The organism is Mesorhizobium sp. LNJC391B00 (assembly GCF_000502535.1).
Taxonomy (GTDB): domain Bacteria; phylum Pseudomonadota; class Alphaproteobacteria; order Rhizobiales; family Rhizobiaceae; genus Mesorhizobium.
Genome location: NZ_AYWI01000021.1, coordinates 12,324 through 35,516, shown reverse-complemented (window position 1 = coordinate 35,516; position 23,193 = coordinate 12,324). Strand labels below are relative to the sequence as shown.

Annotated in this window: 19 protein-coding genes and 1 pseudogene; 19 read left to right on the top strand and 1 reads right to left on the bottom strand. The window is 63.5% G+C overall.

Annotated elements, in window-relative coordinates; genetic code table 11:
• Positions 1 to 1,149 precede the first annotated feature (1,149 nt).
• Positions 1,150 to 1,410, bottom strand: coding sequence for a hypothetical protein (locus tag X750_RS135605; protein WP_023748877.1), 261 nt, complete (start codon positions 1,408 to 1,410; stop codon positions 1,150 to 1,152).
• Between the two features lie 200 nt (positions 1,411 to 1,610).
• Here X750_RS135605 and X750_RS135610 point away from each other — a divergent pair, with 200 nt between their 5' ends.
• From X750_RS135610 to X750_RS135680, 19 genes and pseudogenes are all read left to right on the top strand, one after another.
• Positions 1,611 to 2,813: a cytochrome P450 gene (locus X750_RS135610; RefSeq protein ID WP_023748876.1), complete on the top strand. Its 1,203-nt coding sequence runs from the start codon at positions 1,611 to 1,613 to the stop codon at positions 2,811 to 2,813.
• Positions 2,814 to 2,902: 89 nt separating this feature from the next.
• A complete protein-coding gene (locus X750_RS0133970) occupies positions 2,903 to 4,192 on the top strand; it encodes a cytochrome P450 (RefSeq protein WP_031243732.1) in 1,290 nt (429 codons plus the stop codon).
• Between the two features lies 1 nt (position 4,193).
• A pseudogene (locus X750_RS1000000167645) lies at positions 4,194 to 4,481 on the top strand (ferredoxin); the annotation flags it as partial.
• Positions 4,482 to 4,487: 6 nt separating this feature from the next.
• The gene (locus X750_RS0133965) at positions 4,488 to 5,330 is read left to right on the top strand and encodes an SDR family oxidoreductase (RefSeq protein ID WP_031204274.1); all 843 of its coding nucleotides are present in this window, start codon (positions 4,488 to 4,490) and stop codon (positions 5,328 to 5,330) included.
• Positions 5,330 to 6,673 carry a cytochrome P450 gene (locus X750_RS135615; protein ID WP_023748873.1) on the top strand — a complete coding sequence of 448 codons (1,344 nt, stop codon included), beginning with the start codon at positions 5,330 to 5,332 and terminating at the stop codon, positions 6,671 to 6,673. The genes X750_RS0133965 and X750_RS135615 overlap by 1 nt, the downstream gene beginning before the upstream one ends.
• A 129-nt stretch (positions 6,674 to 6,802) precedes the next feature.
• Complete coding sequence (locus X750_RS135620) at positions 6,803 to 7,792, top strand: polyprenyl synthetase family protein (RefSeq protein WP_031243729.1); 990 nt, start codon at positions 6,803 to 6,805, stop codon at positions 7,790 to 7,792.
• Between the two features lie 148 nt (positions 7,793 to 7,940).
• On the top strand, positions 7,941 to 9,491 hold the full coding sequence (locus tag X750_RS135625) for a hypothetical protein (RefSeq protein WP_023748871.1): 1,551 nt from the start codon (positions 7,941 to 7,943) through the stop codon (positions 9,489 to 9,491).
• Positions 9,488 to 10,390 (top strand): hypothetical protein, encoded by a 903-nt coding sequence (locus X750_RS135630; protein ID WP_023748870.1) that lies wholly within the window; start codon positions 9,488 to 9,490, stop codon positions 10,388 to 10,390. Before X750_RS135625 ends, X750_RS135630 begins: the two co-directional genes overlap by 4 nt.
• 85 nt (positions 10,391 to 10,475) lie before the next feature.
• Complete coding sequence (fni, locus tag X750_RS135635) at positions 10,476 to 11,522, top strand: type 2 isopentenyl-diphosphate Delta-isomerase (protein WP_031243726.1); 1,047 nt, start codon at positions 10,476 to 10,478, stop codon at positions 11,520 to 11,522.
• A 583-nt stretch (positions 11,523 to 12,105) separates the two neighbouring features.
• Positions 12,106 to 12,432 carry a helix-turn-helix transcriptional regulator gene (locus X750_RS1000000165265; RefSeq protein WP_084567210.1) on the top strand — a complete coding sequence of 109 codons (327 nt, stop codon included), beginning with the start codon at positions 12,106 to 12,108 and terminating at the stop codon, positions 12,430 to 12,432.
• Positions 12,407 to 13,684 carry a HipA domain-containing protein gene (locus X750_RS135640; protein WP_031243724.1) on the top strand — a complete coding sequence of 426 codons (1,278 nt, stop codon included), beginning with the start codon at positions 12,407 to 12,409 and terminating at the stop codon, positions 13,682 to 13,684. Before X750_RS1000000165265 ends, X750_RS135640 begins: the two co-directional genes overlap by 26 nt.
• Positions 13,685 to 14,131: 447 nt before the next feature.
• Positions 14,132 to 15,025, top strand: coding sequence for a nitrogenase iron protein (nifH, locus tag X750_RS135645; protein WP_023706403.1), 894 nt, complete (start codon positions 14,132 to 14,134; stop codon positions 15,023 to 15,025).
• Between the two features lie 98 nt (positions 15,026 to 15,123).
• Positions 15,124 to 16,626 carry a nitrogenase molybdenum-iron protein alpha chain gene (nifD, locus tag X750_RS135650; RefSeq protein ID WP_023748867.1) on the top strand — a complete coding sequence of 501 codons (1,503 nt, stop codon included), beginning with the start codon at positions 15,124 to 15,126 and terminating at the stop codon, positions 16,624 to 16,626.
• A gap of 124 nt (positions 16,627 to 16,750) precedes the next feature.
• Positions 16,751 to 18,292, top strand: a complete 1,542-nt coding sequence (nifK, locus tag X750_RS135655) for a nitrogenase molybdenum-iron protein subunit beta (RefSeq protein ID WP_023748866.1) — start codon at positions 16,751 to 16,753, stop codon at positions 18,290 to 18,292.
• A gap of 53 nt (positions 18,293 to 18,345) precedes the next feature.
• Positions 18,346 to 19,836 carry a nitrogenase iron-molybdenum cofactor biosynthesis protein NifE gene (gene nifE, locus X750_RS135660; RefSeq protein WP_031243721.1) on the top strand — a complete coding sequence of 497 codons (1,491 nt, stop codon included), beginning with the start codon at positions 18,346 to 18,348 and terminating at the stop codon, positions 19,834 to 19,836.
• Positions 19,837 to 19,845: 9 nt separating this feature from the next.
• Entirely contained in the window at positions 19,846 to 21,228 is a 1,383-nt protein-coding gene (gene nifN / locus X750_RS135665) for a nitrogenase iron-molybdenum cofactor biosynthesis protein NifN (protein ID WP_023748864.1), read from the top strand.
• Positions 21,194 to 21,691, top strand: a complete 498-nt coding sequence (gene nifX, locus X750_RS135670; RefSeq protein WP_031243719.1) for a nitrogen fixation protein NifX — start codon at positions 21,194 to 21,196, stop codon at positions 21,689 to 21,691. Before nifN ends, nifX begins: the two co-directional genes overlap by 35 nt.
• A 17-nt stretch (positions 21,692 to 21,708) precedes the next feature.
• Positions 21,709 to 22,188, top strand: coding sequence for a NifX-associated nitrogen fixation protein (locus tag X750_RS135675; protein ID WP_023748862.1), 480 nt, complete (start codon positions 21,709 to 21,711; stop codon positions 22,186 to 22,188).
• Positions 22,188 to 23,021 carry a response regulator transcription factor gene (locus X750_RS135680; protein ID WP_023748861.1) on the top strand — a complete coding sequence of 278 codons (834 nt, stop codon included), beginning with the start codon at positions 22,188 to 22,190 and terminating at the stop codon, positions 23,019 to 23,021. Before X750_RS135675 ends, X750_RS135680 begins: the two co-directional genes overlap by 1 nt.
• Positions 23,022 to 23,193: the final 172 nt, after the last annotated feature.

The window sequence follows — 23,193 nt, the reverse complement described above, 5'->3', positions numbered from 1 at the left end:
ATACCGGGCAAAGGCTCGTATCCCCGGCACGGAATGAGGGCCTCGCGGCTCGCAACCTCCTTTTTCCCTCCCGACGTATGGGAACGTCTTGGCGGTTGGTCTTGGCCACCCGAACGCAATCGATCTGAGCGAGCTGGACACCGTCGAGCCGGTTGCTTTCCACGGCTATGGCGCCGGAAGCGGGATCGGTCACTAGCGATAGTGCGTTTGGAAAAGGGATAGCGGCCGGAAGGAGCCAATATCGCAAAGCATGTGGGGGCCTGAAATGTCACTTCACGCAACAGACCCGCGTCACTGGATTCCGCGTCACTGGACTGGTTCAGCATGTTGTCGATATGTGGCAGTGACCCGCCGGCCTTGGTTTGGGTGACGACCCTTTGACAAGGCTTTTCGGCACTCACATGCTGAACAGAACCGGCAAACCGCATTTGCGCGCGCGGCCCGCGTTGGCGCGCCGGCATCGGACCAGCCATGCGCAAAGCGGCCACCCAGAACGGACTTCCGGAGGAGACGATGCCCCGATGTTCAGCTGGAAGGGGCACCGTCTCCTCAGGCCACGGTCTGGAGCTTCGCGTATCGGGCATGGCACAAGTCGCTTTCATCGTGATTTGATGGTGCTCTAACCAGGAGCAGCAAGCGGCGTGCCATTTGGAATAGAGGTGCCGTTGGACCGCCCCTTTCTTCTCGGAGGCCGTGTCTTGGAAGATCGGGCGCGCGCTATAACCGCCTCGTCACCACACGCAACAACGGTGCTGTATGGTGCGGGTATTCGGCGCCCCGGCTGGGCAAAGACGAACCGGAAGCCGAGCCGATGCACTACCTCACACCGGCGGGCACTGCAGCGATTGTGTAGCGTGTGCCACTAGCGTGTTCTTGCGTGCGGGGGCACGGCTATCGCGAACACGCGCCTGTCGCAGCAACCATGAGCGCGCGTTCTTCGGCAAGCGCCGTGATTCCGTGAGGATCGAATTCCACAATCGTGTCTGTTTGCCGCCCTCTTATGTTCGAAACTGGACCAGAATGTCGCAAGCCCGACCTAAAGGTCGCCGAGGCGTTCTGTCCGACACTGTTCCGTCGCCTTTGTTGGCCGGCGACACCGGCCTATTTCGCCTAGCTCTTCTCTGGCCTCAGGCTAAGCCCTTAAAAGCATCACAGATTTTTTTCTTCGGTCGGCCAAATTGGCACGAGGTTTGAAGCCTCTTCGTTGCGGGCCGGGAGCCGCCGACCGACTTTCATTTCGTGGATGGCACGAATGGGACGAAGAAAGAAAAGCAAAATGTCAAATCCGCGTCGGATAGCGTCTATGGGCATGGGGTCCTCGGCGAAACCACCCTTACCCAACAGCTCGCCGCTCTTGTCGACCCTTGCGCAGGAAATCTTGGCTGGCGGCGGCTCAAAGGCCCACCACACCGACCTTATCCTGAAATCGATGGTGCAGGATAAAGTTCTGCAACTCGCCGCGCGGTGTGCCTAGACAGTTACACGTTGGCCGATGTTGATAATCGGTCTGCCTTCGGACGACGTCCTCTACATGCCGTCTTAGGTCTTCGCTGCCGCAGCACCCGCCGGTCACCTTCCGCCCTTCCATCGCTATAGAGTGAAGTGCCAGCATGTCCGAACAACCTTTGCCGACGCTGCCGATGTGGCGGGTCGATCACATTGAGCCCTCGCCCGAGATGTTGGCGCTACGGGCCAACGGTCCGATCCACCGCGTGCGCTTCCCGTCCGGGCACGAAGGCTGGTGGATCACAGGCTATGACGAGGCCAAGGCGGTGTTGACCGACGCGGCGTTCCGGCCCGCCGGAATGCCGCCGGCGGCATTCACCCCGGATTCGGTGATTCTCGGTTCGCCAGGATGGCTGGTCTCGCACAAGGGGGGCGAGCATACGCGGTTACGTACGATCGTGGCCCCGGCCTTCAGCAATGGCAGGGTGAAGCAGCTCACGCAGCAAGTGGAGGCGATCGCCGCGCAGTTGTTCGAGACGCTGGCGGCCCAGCCCCAGCCCGCCGATCTGCGGCGCCACCTCTCCTTTCCGCTTCCGGCCATGGTCATCAGCGCGCTGATGGGCGTGCTCTACGAGGATCACGCCTTTTTCGCCGGGCTGTCCGACGAGGTGATGACGCACCAGCATGAAAGCGGCCCGCGAAGCGCGTCGCGCTTGGCCTGGGAAGAACTCCGCGGCTACATTCGCGGCAAGATGCGGGACAAGCGCCAGGATCCGGGCGACAACCTGCTGACGGACCTGCTCGCGGCGGTCGACCAGGGCAAGGCGACCGAGGAAGAGGCGATCGGCCTGGCCGCGGGCATGCTCGTGGCGGGTCACGAGAGCACCGTCGCGCAGATCGAATTCGGCCTGCTGGCCATGTTCCGCCATCCACAACAGCGCGAACGCCTGGTCGGCGATCCATCCCTGGTGGACAAGGCGGTGGAGGAAATCCTGCGCATGTACCCGCCGGGCGCCGGCTGGGACGGCATCATGCGCTATCCGAGGACCGACGTGATCATCGCGGGCATGCATGTTCCCGCGGAGAGCAAGGTGCTGGTCGGCCTGCCGGCGACGTCGTTCGATCCGCGCCATTTCGACGACCCGGAAATCTTTGACATCGGACGTGACGAAAACCCGCACCTGGCGTTCTCCTACGGGCCCCACAACTGCGTCGGCTTGGCGCTGGCCAGGCTGGAACTCAAGGCGGTGTTCGGTTCGATCTTCCAGCGCTTTCCCGCGCTGCGCCTGGCCGTGCCGCCCGAAGAACTGAAGTTGCGCAAGGAGATCATCACTGGCGGGTTCGAGGAGTTCCCGGTGCTCTGGTGATGCGCGGACGCCACCAGGAATCCCGATGTTCTCGAATTGCCGGCGCGCCTGCCGCGCGCCGATCAGAAGCCAGCCAACAGGTGACCAAGATGGACGTGCAAGAAACCACGGCAGCATGCCGGGACGCCTTCGCCGAACTGGCGTCGCCAGCGTGCATTCAGGACCCGTACCCATTCATGCGGTGGTTGCGCGAGCACGATCCGGTACATCGCGCGGCGTCGGGCCTCTTTCTGTTGAGCCGCCACGCCGACATCTACTGGGCGCTAAAAGCCACTGGCGATGCTTTTCGGGGGCCGGCACCAGGCGAACTGGCGCGCTATTTCCCGCGTGCGGCGACCAGCCTGTCGCTAAGTTTGTTGGCGTCTACTTTAGCGATGAAGGAACCTCCAACGCATACGCGTCTGCGCCGGCTGATCTCGCGCGATTTCACCATCGGCCAGATCGACAAGCTGAGGCCGACCATCGCTCGCATTGTCGCAGCGCGCCTGGATGGCATGGCGCCCGCACTGGAGCGCGGGGAGGCAGTGGACCTGCATCAGGAATTCGCGCTGGCCTTGCCCATGCTGGTTTTCGGCGAACTGTTCGGCATGCCCCCGGACGACATTCTCGCGCTCGTCACCGGCATCAGCGCCATTCTGGAAGGCCTGAGCCCGCTCGCCAGCGATCCGCAGCTCGCCGCGGGGGACGAGGCCAGCGCCAGGGTGCAGGCCTACTTCGGCGACCTCATACAGCGCAAGCGCACCGATTCCCGCCACGACATCGTGTCAATGCTGGTCGGCGCACACGACGACGATGCCGAGACGCTGTCGGATGCGGAATTGATCAGCATGCTCTGGGGCATGCTGCTGGGCGGCTTCGCCACCACTGCTGCGGCCATCGGCCATGCTGTCCTGGCGATGCTGGCGTATCCCGAACAGCGGCACTGGCTGAAGGGAGATGCCGTGGGGGTGAAGGCATTCGTCGAAGAAGCCCTGCGCTACGACGCGCCCGCCATGTTCAGCTCCATTCCGCGTATCGCCCAGCGCGACATCGAAATGGGCGGCGTCGTGATCCCGAAGAACGCGGACGTGCGCGTGCTGATCGCGGCCGGCAATCGCGACCCGGACGCCTTCGCAGATCCCGATAGCTTCGATCCCGTGCGGTTCTGCGGCACCAGTCCTGGCATGTCGATCGACGGGAAGATCATGCTGACCTTCGGCCACGGCATCCACTTCTGCCTTGGTGCGCAACTGGCCCGGGTGCAGTTGGCCGAAAGCCTGCCGCGGATCCAGGCGCGCTTCCCCACGCTGGCATTGGCCGAGCAGCCGACCCGGGAGCCCTCCGCGTTCCTTAGGACGTTCCGCGCGCTGCCGGTGCGGCTGCATGGGCAGGAGGGCTGAGATGCGCGTCGTGGTCGATCAGGATCTGTGCGGAACTACCGGACAGTGCGTGCTGACGCTGCCGGGCACCTTTCGCCAGCGCGAACCGGACGGCGTGGCCGAAGTGTGCGTGGCGACGGTCCCGCAGGCGCTGCATGACGCCGTGCGGCTTGCGGCCAACCAGTGCCCGGTCGCCGCCATTCGGGTGATCGAAAGCGACGCCGGCCATGACGAGCGCGCCAGCGCCGACCCTGCGCCTTCTCCGGCGCAGGCCGAGCGGCATGCCCCCGAAGAACAATGCAATTCAGGAGGCACGATGGGACGGTTTGAAGGCAAGGTGGCCGTGGTCACCGGCGCGGGCGCCGGCATCGGCAAGGCATGCGCTCTCGCCATCGCGCGCGGGGGCGGCAGAGTGGTGGTGGCCGACATTGATGGCTCGGCGGCCATCGCCTGCACCGCGCAGATCGCGGCCGATGCAGGCCACGCGCTGCCCATAGCCATGGATATCGCCGATGATCAGGCGGTGGCAGCGCTGTTCGAGACGGCGGAGCGGCACTTCGGGGGGGTCGACCTGCTGGTTAACAATGCGAGCGCCATGCATCTGACCCCGCGCGACTGCGCGATCCTCGACCTGGACCTGGCAGTCTGGGATCAGACCATGGCGACCAATCTGCGCGGCACGCTGCTCTGCTGCCGGCAGGCCATCCCACGGATGATCGCCCGCGGCGGTGGCGCGATCGTCAACATGTCGTCGTGCCAAGGGCTCAGCGGTGACACGGCGCAGACGTCCTATGGCGCGTCGAAGGCGGCGATGAACATGCTCTCGGCTTCGCTCGCCACCCAGTACGGTCATGCGCAGATTCGCTGCAACGCGGTTGCGCCGGGTCTTATCATGACCGAGCGTCTCCTCGCCAAGCTGGACGAGTGCATGCAACGGCATCTGCGCCGGCACCAGCTCCTGCAGCGCGTCGGCCGCCCCGAGGACGTGGCCGCGCTCGTGGCGTTCCTGCTCTCCGCCGATGCTGCGTTCATCACCGGCCAGGTCGTGTGCATCGATGGCGGCATGCTGGCGCATGTGCCAACATACGCGGACGGTGGCAACAGCTGCGCCGCGCGCCCTGCCGGCGACACCGAATCGGCGACGGCGGCGCGCTGCTGATGGACATGCTGCTCAACCCACTCAACCGTCGGCACCGGCTGCGATCCGACATCCCGGTCATGCCCGGCGCGTTCCCCCTGGTCGGGCATCTTCCCGCCATTGTCTGCGACCTGCCGCGCCTGCTGCAACGCGCAGAACGGACGCTGGGCAGCCACTTCTGGCTGGATTTCGGCCCTGCCGGACATCTGATGACCTGTGTGGATCCGGACGCTTTCTCACTGCTCAAGCACAAGGACGTGTCCTCGGCGCTGATCGAAGAGATCGCGCCCGAATTGCTTGGCGGAACGTTGGTTGCCCTGGACGGCGGCGCGCACCGGCAGGCGCGCGATGCCATCAAGGCAGCGTTCTTGCCCAAGGGACTGACCCAGGCCGGGATCGGCGACCTGTTCGCGCCCGTCATCCAGGCGCGGGTGCAGGCGTGGCGCGCCCGCGGCGAGGTAACTATCCTGCGCGAGACCGGCGACCTGATGCTGAAGCTCATCTTCAGCCTCATGGGAATCCCCGCGCAGGACCTGCCGGGATGGCATCGCAAGTACCGGCAATTGCTGCAGTTGATCATCGCGCCACCGGTCGACCTGCCCGGATTGCCTTTGCGGCGCGGCCGCTCCGCCCGCGACTGGATCGACGCGCAGTTGCGCCGGTTCGTACGCGATGCGCGCGCGCATGCCGCGCGCACCGGGTTCATCAACGACATGGTGAGCGCTTTTGACAGCAGCGACGGTCCGCTCTCCGATGACGTCCTGGTCGCGAATATTCGCTTGCTGCTGCTTGCCGGTCACGACACCACTGCCTCGACGATGGCCTGGATCGTGATCCAGCTGGCGCGGCAGCCTGTGCTGTGGGACACGCTGGTCGAGGAGGCGCAACGCGTGGGCGCGGTGCCGACCCGGCACGCGGACCTGGCGCAGTGTCCGGTCGCCGAGGCGCTGTTCCGCGAGACACTGCGCCTGCATCCGGCGACCACGCTCCTGCCGCGTCGCGCGCTGCAGGAATTGCAACTCGGCCAACGGCGCATTCCCGCGGGCACCCACCTATGCATCCCGCTGCTGCATTTCTCGACCTCGGCGCTGCTGCACGAGGCGCCTGATCAGTTCCGCCTGGCGCGGTGGCTGCTACGCACAGAGCCGATCCGGCCCGTGGACATGCTGCAGTTCGGTACCGGCCCACACGTCTGTATCGGCTACCACCTCGTATGGCTGGAAATGGTGCAGTTCTGCATCGCATTGGCGCTGACCATGCACAAGGCCGGGGTGCGGCCGCAATTGCTGAGCGACGCCGAAAAAGGCCGGCGCTATTACCCGACCGCACATCCGTCCATGGCAATCCGCATAGGCTTCTCATGAGCTGGCATCGCATGCCCCGTGTGGAAGGCAGCCGCGCCGGCGAGGCGCGGCATTGCTGCACTCGGCGCTCGCACTCGTGTGACGACTTGCGCTCGCCGTGGCCGTCTCAGCTACAAGGACATCAACAACATGCAGACCGGTTCCACTCCACGCGACCGAATCGGCGTTTCCGCATTCGGCGGATTGGGCGCGCAGGCGCGCGGCGCCTCCGGCGGGCTGCTCCCGGAGATCTGGATGCAGGACGGCGCAAAGCGGGTCGAACAGGCTCTGGGGCGTCTGCTCTGCGCCGAAGACGACGGTAAGACGGAGCTGATGGCGGCCATGCGCTACGCCACCTTGCATGGCGGGAAGCGCACCCGCGCCTTGCTCTGTCTGGCTGCCGGCGCACTGGCGGGCACGCCGGCGCACATGCTCGACGACGTCGGTGCCGCCATCGAGATGATGCACGCCTGTACCCTGGTCCACGACGATCTGCCCGCGATGGACGACGACGTGCTTCGCCGCGGCCTTCCGACCGTGCACGTAAAGTTCGGCGAAGCCACTGCGATCCTGGTCGGCGATGCGCTGCAGGCCCACGCCTTCCTGACGCTGGCGAGCCTGGATGCGCCGGGCGACAATCGTATTGCGCTCGTGCGCGAACTGGCGCAGGCGGTGTCCGCCGAGGGTGCCGCAGGCGGGCAGGCCATGGATCTGTCGCTGGTCGGAAAGCACGCCGGGCTGGACAGGATCCTGGCGATGCACCGGATGAAAACCGGAGCGCTAGTGCGCGCGTCGGTTCGCATGGGCGCGCTATACTCCATCGCGGAGGATGCCGCGCACGCTGCGCTGTACAGTGCGCTCGATCGCTACACCGCCTGTTATGGCCTGGCGTTGCAGGTGGCCGACGACATTCTCGACGCGACGGCGGATACCGCGACTCTTGGCAAGACCCCCGGCAAGGACGCGGCGGCGCAGAAGCCGACCTGCGCGTCGATCATGGGGTTGCAGGCAGCGCGCCTGTTCGCGCTGTCCTTGTTGCACGACGCCGGGGAGGCCATCGCCCCTCTGGGGCCGCGTGCGGAAGGGTTGGCGCAGATGCTGCAGCGGGCCGACCTGTATCTGTCCGCGCCATACGCATGAGCGGCCCATTATCCGTAAGGACTCGCCCCTGTGCTGGTGCGATCGGCCGGCGGGCGCTGCATGCTGCACTGTGTCCGTGTCGGCGGCGACGTGCGCGGCGTCTGCACGTTTCTGTTCTCATTAGCCCTCTGCAGAAGGAACATCCCGCGTGAACGCGCTGTCCGAACAGATTCTTTCCGAATTGCGCCACCTGCTGAGCGAGATGAGCGACGGCGGCAGCGTCGGTCCGTCCGTATACGACACGGCGCGAGCTCTGCAGTTCGACGGCAAAGTCACCGGTCGGCACGAGGCATATGCGTGGCTCATTGCGCAGCAACAGGCCGATGGCGGATGGGGAAGTACGGACTTCCCGCTGTTTCGCCATGCGCCTACCTGGGCGGCGCTGCTGGCATTGCAGCGTGCCGATCCTCTTCCCGGGGCTGCCGACGCAGTCCAGGCTGCAACCCGGTTCATCGAGCGCCAGTCCGACCCCTACGCGCATGCGGTGCCGGAAGACGCGCCCATCGGCGCGGAGCTGATCCTGCCGCAGTTGTGCGACGAGGCCGCATCCTTGCTGGGCGGCTTGTCGTTTTCGCGCCACCCGGCGCTGTTGCCGTTGCAGCAAGCACGCCTGGTCAAGCTGGGGGCTGTGGCGACGTTGCCGAGCGGCCATCCGTTGCTGCACTCCTGGGAAGCCTGGGGGACGTCGCCGGCCACCGCATGCCCGGACGACGACGGCAGCATCGGCATCAGTCCGGCGGCCACCGCCGCGTGGCGTGCGCACGCCGTGACACAGAGAAGAACGCCGCGCGTCGGGCGCACGGGCGGGTATCTGCAGGCGGCATCGCGGGCGACGCGCACCGGCATCGAAGGTGTCGTTCCCAACGTCTGGCCGATCAATGTGTTCGAGCCATGCTGGTCGCTGTACACCCTGCATCTGGCCGGTCTGTTCGCGCATCCCGCGCTCGCCGAGGCGGTGCAAGTGATCATCGCGCAGCTCGACGCCCGCCTCGGAGTCCGCGGTCTGGGCCCTGCCTTGCACTTCGCGGCCGATGCGGACGACACCGCCGTCGCGTTGTGCGTCCTTCGCCTTGCAGGCCGCGACCCGGCGGCCGACGCGTTGCGCCAGTTCGGAACCGGCGAGCTGTTCGTCACCTTCCCCGGCGAGCGCAATGCCTCGGTGTCGACCAACATCCATGCCCTGCATGCTTTGCGAATGTTGGGAAAACCCGCCGCCGGCACCAGCGCCTACGTCGAGGCCAATCGCAACCCGCACGGTCTATGGGACAACGAAAAATGGCACGTTTCGTGGCTGTATCCCACCGCGCATGCGGTCGCTGCGTTGGCGCAAGGCAAGCCCCAGTGGCGCGACGAGCGCGCGCTGGCAGCGCTGCTGCAGACGCAGCGCGACGACGGCGGCTGGGGCGCCGGTCGCGCGTCCACATTCGAGGAAACCGCCTATGCGCTGTTCGCGTTGCACGTGATGGACGGGACCGAAGAGCCGGCAGGGCGACGGCGCATCGCGCAGGCGGTGGCGCGCGCGCTGAAGTGGATGCTCGGCCGCCACGCAGCGCACGCACTGCCCCAGACGCCGCTGTGGATCGGCAAGGAACTGTATTGCCCCACCCGGGTGGTGCGCGTGGCCGAACTCGCCGGGTTGTGGCTGGCGCTTCGTTGGGGGCGGCGCGTCTCGGCCGAGGGAGCAGGAGCCGGGCCATGATCCCGACCGATCGCGCGCTGCAGCAGGTGCTAGAGTGGGGGCGTTCCCTGACCGGGTTCGCCGACGAGCATGCCGTGGAAGCAGTCCGGGGCGGCCAGTACATCCTGCAGCGCATCCAGCCGAGCCTGCGCGACACCAGCGCCCGCACCGGCCGCGATCCGCTGGACGAAACGCTGATCGTGGCGTTCTATCGCGAACTGGCGCTGCTGTTCTGGCTGGACGATTGCAACGACCTTGACCTGATCGCGCCGGAGCAGCTCGCCGCGGTGGAGCAGGCGCTGGGGCAGGGCTTGCCGTGCGCGCTACCAGGATTCGAGGGCTGTGCTGTGCTGCGCGCTTCGCTCGCCGCGCTCGCCTACGATCGTCGCGACTATGCCCAGCTTCTCGAGGATACCCGGTGCTACTGCGCGGCGCTGCGCGCCGGACACGCGCAGGCGGCAGGGGCGGAGCGATGGTCCTACGCCGAGTACTTGCAGAACGGCGTGGACTCGATCGCCTACACGAACGTGTTCTGTTGCCTGTCGTTGCTGTGGGGGCTGGACATGGCGACCTTGCGCGCGCATCCGGCGTTTCGCCAGGTCCTGCGGCTCATCTCCGCGATAGGGCGCTTGCAGAACGATCTGCATGGACGCGAAAAGGATAGGTCGGCCGGCGAGGCCGACAACGCGGCGATCCTGCTGCTGCAGCGCTATCCGGCCATGCCTGTGGTGGAGTTCCTCAATGACGAGTTGGCCGGCCACACACGCATGCTGCACCGGGTGATGGCGGAAGAACGTTTTCCCCCGCCGTGGGGACCGCTGATCGAAGCCATGGCGGCCATCCGCGTGCAGTACTACCAGACCTCAAACAGTCGCTACCGCAGCGACGCTGCGGGGGCAGCCCAGCGTGCGCCGGCCTGAACGAGCGGAAAACGGCGGCGTGCGCGCGCTGCCGTCGGTCCGACCCGACGCAACGCCGTCGCCCGATGACGCGGATGGAGCGAGCATCAGCGACACCAACTTGAGCCGGCGCAAGGACGACCATCTGGACATAGTGCTGAATCGGCGAACGGCACGGGCCAAGGCCGCCGGCTGGGAGTACATCCGTTTCGAACACTGCGCATTGCCCGAGTTGGACCTGACGCAGATCGACCTCAGCGCCTCGCTGCTGGGCAAGACCATGCGCGCGCCTCTGCTGATCAGCTCCATGACTGGGGGCATGCAACGCGCCGAGGCCATCAACCGGCATCTGAGCGAGGCAGCGCAAGCCTTGGGGATCGCCATGTGCGTCGGTTCGCAGCGCGTGAGCCTGCAATCCCGCAACTCCCAGGGGCTGACGCGCGCGTTGCGCCGCTTGGCCCCAGACGTTCCCTTGCTGGCCAATATCGGCGCCGCGCAACTGCGCGAGGCCGACGGCCTGGACCTCGCGCGCCGGGCGGTGGATGCACTGGAGGCCGATGGACTCATTGTCCATCTCAATCCGCTGCAGGAAGCGGTACAGCCGGAGGGCGACCGCGACTGGCGCGGCGTCCTGGCCCAGATCGCTCGCGCCGCACGTAGCGTCGGCGTGCCGATCGTGGCCAAGGAAGTGGGGTCGGGCCTCTCTGCCTCGGTGGCTTGTGCGCTCGTTCAGGCGGGCGTGGCGGTGATCGATGTCGCCGGCGCCGGCGGCACCAGTTGGGCCGCGGTGGAGGGCGAGCGGGCCCCCGATGCCGCCGACCGTACAGTTGCGATGGCGTTCGCCGATTGGGGGATCCCGACCCCGGCCAGCGTGCAGGCGGTACGTCGGGCGCTGCCAGCGGTGAAGCTGATCGCGTCTGGCGGGGTCAGCGACGGCGTCGACGTGGCCAAGGCGATCCGCCTCGGCGCGGACATCGCCGGGCAGGCAGCCGGCGTGCTGCGCGCGGCTACGGTATCCACCGAGGCAGTTGTCGCGCATTTCGAGATCGTCATCCGCCAGTTGGCCGTCGCCTGCTTCTGCACCGGCTCGGCTGATCTGGCGGCGTTGCGCCAGGCCCGCTTATTGCCCTCGGCCCATCTGCCCGCCGGTTGATGCCGGCGTAGCCCGCAGGTGGCGGCGGGCGCATAGCCTTACTGAGTGAGAAAGTCTCGGAAGCGGGGACGCGCTGGTCACGGGCTTGTTCGGGTGCTGCTTCGTGATCGGGGAGGCACCCCGCCATGCCCCGAACGGACAGCCGAGAGTAAAGCGGTATTCGACGGCTATGTCGATGCTTGATCAGGGTGGTCACGCCGATCGAGCCGAGCCCCTGAAGGGGTCGGAACATGGTGCGCCGGAAGACCGGCAGGGAGTAGATGGTGCAAATCCATTGCAATAAAGGAGTCGCGATCCACATTGACCCCGAGTCAGCGCGGTCGGCCATATGAACGAGAAGAGGGAACCGATTTCAGCCGCCGGACCCGCCTTGATTTAACATTTCGAATTTCGGAGCGCTGATCGGGCGCTAATTTCGGACGGCGTCCATCGTCGGGCGGCGCTAAATGCAGGATGAGTGATCTCCTTACGTTTCATAAGGCTAACGCATGATACGCAAACAGATCATACCGTATTGACACGATCGCTCGATAAGATACTCTGTCATATCATCTAGCATTGGAATGGATCGTTACGTATCATAATGGACTCTCAATCGGAAATTCTTCGCGAAATTGGTGGGCTTTTCAGGCAGGCCAGGCTGGCGGCTGCGATGACGCAGGAGCAGGTCGCTGATTTGGCGGGTATATCCCGTCCCCGATATCGCGACATCGAAAAGGGAGCCGCAGCGGCGCGCGCGACGACGCTCATGAATATCGCTCGCGCGCTCGGTCTGGAAATGATGCTGGTTCCGCAAGCCATGGTGCCGGCTGTCCAGGCTCTATTGCGTCCGCATGATGATGACGATCGACCCGCCTTTGTTTCTCAACCTGACGATGACGATCATGGCTCCAGTCTTTCGCGCACCTAAGACGATCCCGTCGCTGGACGTGCTCTTGAATGCAGTGAAGATCGGCACAATCGTCAGGACGCCGGGCGATTTCAATGCGTTCAACTTCGATGACGCCTACCGCGCGACGGGCGGCTTCCCGGTTCTCAGCCTGTCGTTCCGGGCAGCGACGGGAGGATTGCGGAAAGATCCGAAGCCTCTGGCAAGCGCCTTGCCCGCTTTCTTCGCGAACCTCCTGCCGGAGGATAAATTGCGGGAGGCGATGGAAAGGCATCACGAAGGCAATGTGCGGCCAGGCAATGATTTCGATCTTTTAGCGGCACTGGGCGCCGATCTGCCGGGAGCCGTACGGGCGTTGCCCAGTGACGGCGCGATAGCGGTTTCGAAGGATGGCTCAAAGGATCACCCCAAGGCACGGTTCTCGCTTGCCGGCGTGCAGATGAAGCTGTCGGTCATGAAGAACATTGGAAAAGGCGGCGGCTTTGCCTTGCCGATGGACGACGAGCAGGGCCGGTACATTGCCAAGTTCCCTTCGACGGCGTTTCCGGGCGTTTCCGAGAACGAATTCGCCAACCTGGCGCTGGCAGCAGCAATCGGCATGGAGGTTCCTGAATGCGAACTGGTCGAGAAGTCCGATTTTGAGGGCGTTCCCGAAGAATTCAATACGCTGTCGGAAGGCAAGGTCCTTCTCGTCAAACGCTTCGATCGCGGCGCCGGTGGCGAGAGGATACACATCGAGGATTTCGCTCAGGTCTTCGGTGTCTACCCCTCGCGCAAATATGAGGGGGCCGCTTATCACGACATAGCCTTGGCTCTTGGCGTGGCCGTCTCGCCTACGGCGGCTCTCGATTTCGTCCGCCGCCTGGCACTGAGCGTCATCACCGGCAATGGCGACATGCACCTGAAGAATTGGTCTTTGATCTATCCCGGAAACGGCGACAAGCCGGCGCTTGCACCAATCTACGACGTCCTGTCCACCGTGCCATATATTCCCGCCGACTCCATGGCGCTGTCGCTTGGAGGAGAGCGCTCGTTCAAGGCGCTGGCAGCACCGCGATGGAAGGCATTTGCGAACCGTGCAAGGCTTCCGGAGCCGGCAGTCCTGAAGGCAGTGGTCGAGACCGTCGAACACGTCAACGAGCACTGGTTGCGTCTGCCTGAGCGCGACGTGATCCCGGCAAAGGTGCTCGAGCGGATCGACGAGCATGTGAAGGTGATGACGCCGATACTGAACACCTGCGCCGAGAAGTGCCGAGTCCCCTCGGGTTGCTGATATAGCGGAACTTTCCGCCCGCGGCCCTATGGATGGCCGTGGATCGAAGGTATGCCAGCGTGGCGCGAGATTCCGCGGAGTGTCCTACACGCGTGAGCAAGCACGTCAGCTCGCCGAACAGACCGCATCCCGCAATTCACCCAACAGGATCGAGCTGCTGTTCGTCCACTTCAACATAAGGACGCGGTTCAAACGAATTCGGTGACTGAGGATCGCGATCCGACGCTTTGTGTCGCCATTGTCGGGTCCGCTACACGGTCTGTCCTGACGATCCTTTCTTTGGGCTTCAGGCTAAACCCCTGAAAAGAAAACATCAAATTATTCTTCGGTTTGATCAGCCAAATTGGCACGAGTCTTGAGATCCTTAGGTGCGAGGCGGCGACAGCTGCCCGACCGGCATTCATGTCGCGGCAGCCGCGATGAATGGAACGAAGGAAGGAAAGCTACATGTCAGGTTTGCGTCAGATCGCCTTTTACGGCAAGGGCGGCATCGGCAAGTCCACCACCTCCCAAAATACGCTCGCCGCCCTTGTCGACCTCGGGCAGAGAATCCTCATCGTCGGCTGCGACCCCAAAGCCGACTCCACCCGCCTGATCCTGAACGCGAAGGCGCAGGATACCGTCCTGCATCTCGCGGCAGAGGAAGGTTCGGTGGAAGACCTGGAACTCGCGGACGTACTCAAGGTCGGCTACAAAGGCATCAAATGCGTGGAGTCGGGCGGACCCGAGCCGGGTGTCGGCTGCGCCGGCCGCGGCGTGATCACCTCGATCAACTTCCTCGAGGAGAACGGCGCCTACGACGACGTCGACTATGTCTCCTACGACGTGCTCGGGGATGTGGTGTGTGGCGGTTTCGCGATGCCGATCCGCGAGAATAAGGCCCAGGAAATCTATATCGTCATGTCCGGCGAGATGATGGCGCTCTATGCCGCCAACAACATCGCCAAAGGCATCCTGAAATACGCCCATTCGGGCGGCGTGCGGCTCGGCGGCCTGATCTGCAACGAGCGCCAAACCGACCGCGAGCTCGACCTCGCCGAGGCGCTTGCTTCCAGGCTCAATTCCAAACTTATCCACTTCGTGCCGCGCGACAACATCGTCCAGCACGCCGAGCTCAGGAAGATGTCTGTGATCCAGTATGCGCCGGACTCCAAGCAGGCCGGGGAATACAGGGCGCTGGCCGAGAAGATCCATGGGAATTCGGGCCAGGGCACCATCCCGACCCCGATCACCATGGAAGAGCTCGAGGACATGCTGCTCGACTTCGGCATCATGAAGACGGACGAGCAGATGCTTGCCGAGCTTCAGGTCAAGGAAGCGGCTAAGGCGGCCGCACAGTAGCGACCGCTGCCGACATGAGGCGCCGCCTGACCTGGTGCGTCTTTCAAAGAACGGCGCCTCGTCGGTGAGGCGTCACCCTGAACCTTGAAAGGGGTCCCATGAGCCTGGAATACGAGAATGACGGTGGCCTCCATGCGAGGCTTATCGAGGAAGTGCTGTCGCAATATCCTGACAAGTCGGCGAAGCGCCGCAAAAAGCACCTCAGCGTCGCAAAAAGCGGCGACGAGGCTGGCGAGGAAAGCGAGGTCCTTTCCGAATGCGAGGTCAAATCGAACATCAAGTCCATCCCCGGGGTGATGACAATTCGCGGCTGCGCCTATGCCGGCTCGAAAGGCGTGGTGTGGGGTCCAGTCAAGGATATGGTTCATATCTCGCACGGCCCGGTCGGCTGCGGGCAATATTCCTGGTCTCAGCGCCGCAACTACTACGTCGGTACGACCGGCATCGACACGTTCGTCACCATGCAGTTCACCTCCGATTTCCAGGAGAAGGATATTGTTTTCGGCGGCGACAAGAAGCTCGAACGGATCATCGACGAGATCGAGGAACTGTTTCCGCTGAACAAGGGCATGACTGTGCAATCCGAATGCCCGATTGGCCTGATTGGCGACGACACCGAAGCTGTGTCCCGCAACAAGGCCAAGGAGCACGAAAAGACAATCGTGCCGGTGCGCTGCGAGGGCTTCCGCGGCGTCTCGCAATCCCTCGGCCACCACATCGCCAACGACGCGATCCGCGACTGGGTGTTCGAGAAGAAGGACCTCGAGTTCGAGGCCGGCCCGTACGATGTCAATGTGGTCGGCGACTATAATATCGGCGGCGACGCCTGGGCTTCGCGCATCCTGCTCGAGGAGATGGGTCTGTGCGTGGTCGGCAACTGGTCGGGCGACGCTACGCTGGCCGAAATAGAGCGAGCGCCAAAGGCGAAACTCAATCTCATCCATTGCTACAGGTCGATGAACTACATCTGCCGGCACATGGAGGAAAAGTATGGCATTGCCTGGATGGAGTACAATTTCTTCGGCCCCTCCCAGACCGAAGCCTCTCTGCGCAAGATAGCCAAGCACTTCGGGCCGGAAATCGAGGCCAAGGCCGAGGCGGTCATCGCCAAATACCGGCCGCTGGTCGAAGCGGTCATCGCCAAGTATCGGCCGCGCCTCGAAGGCAGGACGGTGATGCTCTATGTCGGCGGGCTGCGCCCCCGTCACGTCGTCACGGCATATGAGGACCTGGGCATGGTGATCGTCGGCACTGGCTACGAATTTGGCCATAACGACGACTATCAGCGCACCGGCCACTACGTGAAGAAGGGCACACTGATCTATGACGACGTGACTGGTTACGAGCTGGAGAAGTTCATCGAGGGGATCCGTCCTGATCTCGTGGGCTCCGGCATCAAAGAAAAGTACCCGGTCCAGAAGATGGGCATACCGTTCCGTCAAATGCATTCCTGGGATTATTCCGGCCCGTATCACGGCTACGACGGCTTCGCCATCTTCGCCCGCGACATGGATCTGGCCATCAACAACCCGGTCTGGAACCTCTACGACGCCCCCTGGAAGAAACAAGCCGAGCCCTCGGCGGCGATCGCAGCCGAATGAAAACCTGGCCTCCCGGAAGCCGGGAGGCCGTGAACGCCTGTGGCCTTTGTCCCCGGGAGACCTGAACCGTTTCGACGTCCCTGTGCCGCCGTGTGGCGGGCCAGATGGAAAGAGGTAACCACCCATGCCGCAGTCGGCTGAAAAAGTTCTCGACCACGCGCCCCTGTTCCGCGAGCCGGAATACAGGCAGATGCTCGCCGAGAAGAGGCTGAATTTCGAATGTCCTCACCCGGACCAGATCGTTGCCGACCAAGGCGAATTCACCAAGACGTGGGAATACCGCGAAAAGAACCTTGCTCGCGAAGCCCTTGTCGTGAACCCCGCCAAGGCCTGCCAGCCGCTCGGCGCGGTGTTCGCGGCCGCAGGCTTCGAGCGAACCATGTCCTTCGTCCATGGCAGCCAGGGCTGCGTGGCCTATTACCGCTCGCACCTGTCGCGCCATTTCAAGGAGCCTGCTTCGGCGGTTTCCTCCTCGATGACTGAGGACGCGGCAGTGTTCGGCGGCCTGAAGAACCTGGTCGACGGGCTCGCCAACACGTACCAACTCTACGACCCGAAGATGATCGCCGTCTCGACTACTTGTATGGCGGAGGTCATTGGAGATGACCTGCACAGCTTCATCGAGAACGCAAAGGACGAAGGCTCGATCCCGCGCGACTTCGACGTACCATTCGCCCATACGCCGGCCTTCGTCGGCAGTCATGTCGATGGCTACGACGTCACGCTCAAGGGGATTTTGGAGCATTTCTGGAAAGGCGAGGAGCGAACGGAAGCCGAGGGGACCATCAACGTCATCCCGGGCTTCGACGGGTTCTGTGTCGGCAACAATCGGGAACTCAAACGCCTGCTCGATCTGGTAGGTGTGTCCTATACTTTCATCCAAGACGCCTCTGACCAGTTCGACACGCCGTCGGACGGCGAATACCGCATGTATGACGGCGGCACGAAGATCGAAGACGTGAGAAAGGCACTCAACGCCGAGGCGACACTTTCGCTACAGCATTACAACACCCGAAAAACTCTGGAGTATTGCGAGGGGGTAGGGCAGGCGACTGCCTCGTTCCATTACCCTCTCGGAGTCCAGGCAACCGACGACTTCCTGATGGAGGTCTCTGCGATTTCCGGCAAGCAAATCCCCGAGGCAATCCGCCTCGAGCGCGGTCGACTTGTTGACGCCATGGCCGACAGCCAATCCTGGCTGCACGGTAAAAAATACGCCATCTACGGCGATCCGGACTTTGTCTACGCCATGGCCCGCTTCATCATGGAGACGGGTGGCGAGCCGACCCATTGCCTCGCCACCAACGGCACCTCGGCGTGGGAGGCGGAGTTGAAAGAACTGCTTGCATCATCGCCTTTCGGCAAGGATGCTCAAGTCTGGGCGGGCAAGGACCTCTGGGCGATGCGCTCGCTGCTCTTCACCGAGCCGGTGGACCTGCTGATCGGCAACTCCTATGGCAAGTATCTGGAGCGCGACACCGGCACGCCGCTGATCCGGCTGACGTTTCCGATCTTCGATCGCCACCATCACCATCGCTATGCGCTGATGGGCTACCAAGGCGGGTTGCGCGTACTGACGACGATCCTCGACAAGATCTTCGACAAGCTTGATCGCGAGACAAGCGAGACGGGCGTGACGGACTATTCGTATGACCTCACCCGCTAGTGACGGTCGGCTTTGGCCGGTCGTCTTCCCGAGGGACTTTGGAGACCGACGCAATGTCCTTGCTCAAAGCCAAAATCCAGGATGTCTTCGACGAGCCTGCCTGCGAAAAGAACCGCGGCAAGGATGCCAAGGCGCGCAAGGAGGGCTGTTCGAAGCCACTGACCCCCGGGGCGGCGGCCGGCGGCTGTGCCTTCGATGGCGCCAAGATCGTACTGCAGCCGATCACCGACGTCGCACACCTGGTCCATGGGCCGATCGCCTGCGAGGGCAATTCCTGGGACAACCGCGGTGCGGCTTCGTCCGGGCCAACGCTGTGGCGCACGAGCTTCACGACCGACCTCACCGAACTCGATGTTGTCATGGGGCAGGGCGAGCGGAAGCTCTTCAAAGCGATCCGCGAGATCAAGGAAGCGTATGGGCCGCCGGCGATCTTCGTCTATCCGACCTGCGTGACGGCGCTGATCGGCGACGACATAGAGGCCGTCTGCCAGCGCGCGGCGGAAAAGTTCGGCTTGGCCGTTGTGCCGGTCAATGCGCCGGGCTTCGTTGGCTCCAAGAATCTCGGCAACAAGCTTGCCGGCGAGGCGTTGCTCGAGCATGTCATCGGCACGGTCGAGCCAGACGATGCCGGCCCTTACGACGTCAACATTCTTGGCGAATTCAACCTCTCGGGCGAATTCTGGCTGGTGAAGCCGCTGCTGGATCGGCTCGGGATTCGGGTGCGCGCCTGCATTCCGGGTGACGCGCGTTACTTCGACATTGCCTGCGCGCACCGCGCCCGGGCGGCTATGATGGTGTGCTCGACCGCGCTCATCAATCTCGCCCGAAAGATGGAGCAGCGCTGGGGCATCCCGTTTTCCGAGGGCTCCTTCTACGGCATTACCGACACCTCGGAAGCGCTCCGACAGATCTCTCAGCTGCTCGTGAAGAAGGGTGCCGATCCGGAGATCCTCGGCCGCACCGAGGCCTTGATTGCAGAGGAGGAGGCGATCGCCTGGAAGAAGCTCGCCGCCTACCGGCCGAGGCTCGAAGGCAAGCGCGTGCTGCTCAACACCGGCGGTGTGAAGTCCTGGTCGGTGGTCCATGCGCTGATGGAGATCGGCATCGAGATCGTCGGCACCTCTGTCAAGAAGTCGACCGTCGAGGACAAGCAGCGCATCAAGCAGATCCTCAAGGACGACAACCACATGTTCGAGCAGATGACGCCGCGCGAGCTTTACGCCATGCTCTCAGAACACAAGGCCGATATCATGCTGTCGGGCGGGCGCACGCAGTTCATCGCGCTGAAGGCCAAGACACCCTGGCTCGATATCAACCAGGAGCGCCAACATCCTTACGCCGGCTATGACGGGATGGTGGAACTCGTACGCCAGATCGACCTCGCCATTCATAACCCGATCTGGCGCCAGGTGCGCGAACCGGCACCATGGGATTGCCACCCTGCGGTGAGGGAGGAACTGCCGAGCACGAAAAACGAGACCGCGACCTTGTATGTTGTCCAGGAATTCGCCGGCACGACGGCCGACGATTTCGGCGACTGTTAAGGAGAGCCGATGGTCCGCATCCTTCCCCAGACCAAAGCGGCGGCGGTCAATCCGCTGAAGTCATCGCAGCCATTGGGTGCCGCCTTGGCCTTTCTTGGCGTCGACGGCGCGATGCCGTTGTTCCACGGCAGCCAGGGGTGCACCAGCTTCGCGCTCGTGCTCTTCGTGCGGCATTTCAAGGAAGCCATTCCTTTGCAGACAACCGCGATGGACGAGGTGGCGACGATCCTCGGCGGGGAAGACCATCTGGAAGAGGCGATCCTCAACCTCAAGGCCCGGACAAAGCCAACGCTGATCGGGGTTTGCACGACCGCGCTGGTGGAAACCCGGGGCGAAGACTGCGCAGGAGATATCGCCAATATCAGGCTGAAGCGCACCGAAGAACTCGCGGGTACGGAGGTGGTGCTAGCCAACACACCGGATTTCGACGGCGCGATCGAAGAGGGCTGGGCCAAGGCTGTAACCGTGATGATCGGAAGGATTACGCGTCCCGGCGAGCAGGCGCGGCAGTCGAAGAAGATCGTGATCCTGCCTGGCTGGAACCTCACTGTGGCTGATATCGAGCATTTGCGTGAGATGGTTGAGAGCTTTGGACTGAAGCCGGTGATTCTGCCGGACGTATCGGGCTCGCTCGATGGTACGGTGCCCGACCGTTGGGTCACGACCACCTATGGCGGCACCAGCGTCGAGGACATCCGCGAACTCGGCACGGCCGAGCAATGCATCGTCATCGGTGAGCATATGCGCCGCCCGGCCGAGGTGCTGCAGAGGTTGACCGGCGTGCCTTACGTGCTGTTCCGGTCGCTGACTGGATTGAGGGACGCCGACCGGTTCGTCTCGCTGCTGTGCGCGATTTCGGGCGCGGCGGCGCCGGCAGGGGTGCGACGTCAGCGGGCGCAGTTGCAGGACGCGTTGCTCGACGGACATTTCCACTTTGGAGGTAAGAAAATTGCGATCGCTGCTGAACCAGACCAACTCTACCAACTCGCGAGCTTCTTCATCGGCATGGGCTCCGAAATCGCGGCGGCGGTCACAACGGCCGCTATGTCGAAAATTGTGGAGGAAGTACCGGCGCAGTCGGTTCAAATCGGCGATCTCGGCGATTTGGAAGCGCTTGGCGCCGGCGCTGATCTTCTCGTTACTCATTCCCACGGCCGCCAGGCGGCGCAGCGCCTCGGCATTCCGCTCATGCGGGTCGGCTTCCCGATCTTCGACCGGCTCGGGGCCCAGCACAAGCTCACAATCCTCTACCAGGGGACCCGCGACCTGATCTTCGAGGTTGCCAACATTTTTCAAGCCAATGGGCGAGCGCCGACGCCTGAGGCGCTTGATCCACTCCGTAAGCGAGAAATGCCAGATGAGCTCCGTTCGTCGCCTCTCGCTCGTCACTGACGAGGTTCACGCACCGAAGCCGGAACGCCAAGCCGGCGCATTGCGCGTGGCAATCGCCACGCAGGACATGAAGAACCTCAACGCCCATTTCGGGTCGGCCAGGCGCTTTGCTGTCTACGACGTGATGCGCGAGGAGTGGAATCTCGTCGAAGCCGTGGCCTTCGATGACGTTTCCGACGAGAGCGGGAAGCACCGAACTGAGGGCGATGACCGCATCACCCCGAAGGTGGAAGCGCTAAATGGCTGCCATCTCCTGTTTTGTCTGGCGATCGGCGGACCTTCGGCAGCCAAACTTGTTTCCGCAAAGATCCATCCGATCAAAGTGCCGCAGCCCCAGACCATCCAAGAGGTGCTGTTGCGCACGCAGATGATGCTCAGGACGTGTCCTCCCCCTTGGCTGCGCAAGGTGCTGGCGCAGGCAGGTGTCGCTGAACAGAAGCCCTCCTTCGAGGACGAAAGCTGAAATGAGGAGTGGGCCAAATGTTTGAAGCCGCTGTTGGCGCTGCCGCCACCGAGGACGAGGCGGCCCTTGCCACCCCGTTCGTCAAATGCCTCGTGCGGCTGATCCGTGCCAATGATTCCCACGGGTCATGGGAAGGCAAATCGGACGCCGAGCTGCTGGGCGACTTCATCATCACCAGGGAACAGCGCCGTGCAATTCCAATCATCGGCGATCCCGATCCGGACGTGCTGTGGAGGCTCGATAAGTTCTACACCGCCGTCGGGCTTGCGATTGAGGAACGCTCCGGCCTGATGGCATCCCCGATCATGGAGATGAGCCATGAGGGCTTCGGGCGCGTGCTTTTCACGGCCGGGCGGTTGGTCGTTCTGTCGAAAACCCTGCGCGACGTCCACCGGTTCGGTTTCGAGACGTTCTGGAAACTCGCCGCGGCCGGTACTCAACTGGCCGGCGATGCCACCGCAGCCATTGAGGCTTATCCCGAGGTGGCGCGGGCGTGATGGAACCGATTTTCGATCAAGGGGATCATGTCAGGCTCGAGGATATGCGATCGCCAGCCCTCTCAGTCGAGGCGGTCGAGGCCGATGTGGTTCCTGGGGTAGCGCTGATGAAGCCACTGGTCCTGATCTGTTCGCAAGGTGCGGAGTTGTATCTGTACTACAGCCACATTCTGGGGGTGGATGGCTTCAGGATTGAACTGGCCAGAAGCGTGGAAGAAGCGCTGGCATTAGCCAGTGTACGGGAGCCGCAGGCCGTGGTGCTGGACTGCCAGCCGGCAAGCTCGACAGGGTCCACCATCTGTGCCCAGCTCAAGGCGGAGTTCCGGAACAGAGGCCTGCTGGTTATTGCGATGATCGCGCCCGGCGCCGAAAACCAGCACCTCGATCTCTTGAAGGCAGGTATTGACGAGAGCTTTGTGCGGCCCTTCGCGCCGGCGATGCTGCTCGACTGTCTACGCACGAAGCTGGCGCTGCCAAAGCCGGGTTCAAACGGGATCGAAAACGGCAGCTGGCTCCGCTGTGGCAGGCTAGAGATGAACGTCGATGCCCGCCGAGTCCATGGTAACGGCCACGACATCCACCTTGGACCGATCCAGTTCAAGCTGCTGCGGCATTTGCTCGAGACTCCCGGCATGGTGTTCAGCCGAGTCGAGCTAAAGAACGCAGCTTGGGGGGAAAAGATCCATGTCGGTGAACGCACCGTCGATGTCCATATCAGCCGGATCAGAAAGGAGCTGGAGAGGACGTCGGCCGGGAGCGTCATTCGAACCATCAGGTCCGACGGCTACTCGCTGGAGGAGGAGGACGTTGAGCCTGAAGCTGACGGCGGATAGGCATCGGTGCGGTGCCACTCGCTCGAGTGGCCGGACGGCTGAACAGCGAAGATGTAGTGCCATCCGTCGTGCTAAGGGCAAGTCTTGCGGCTTCGAAACGCGCCTACAGATACGACATACTTAGAAAGAAGCAGTCAGATGGCCTTCAAAAGCGTACTCAGTGTGACGGGAG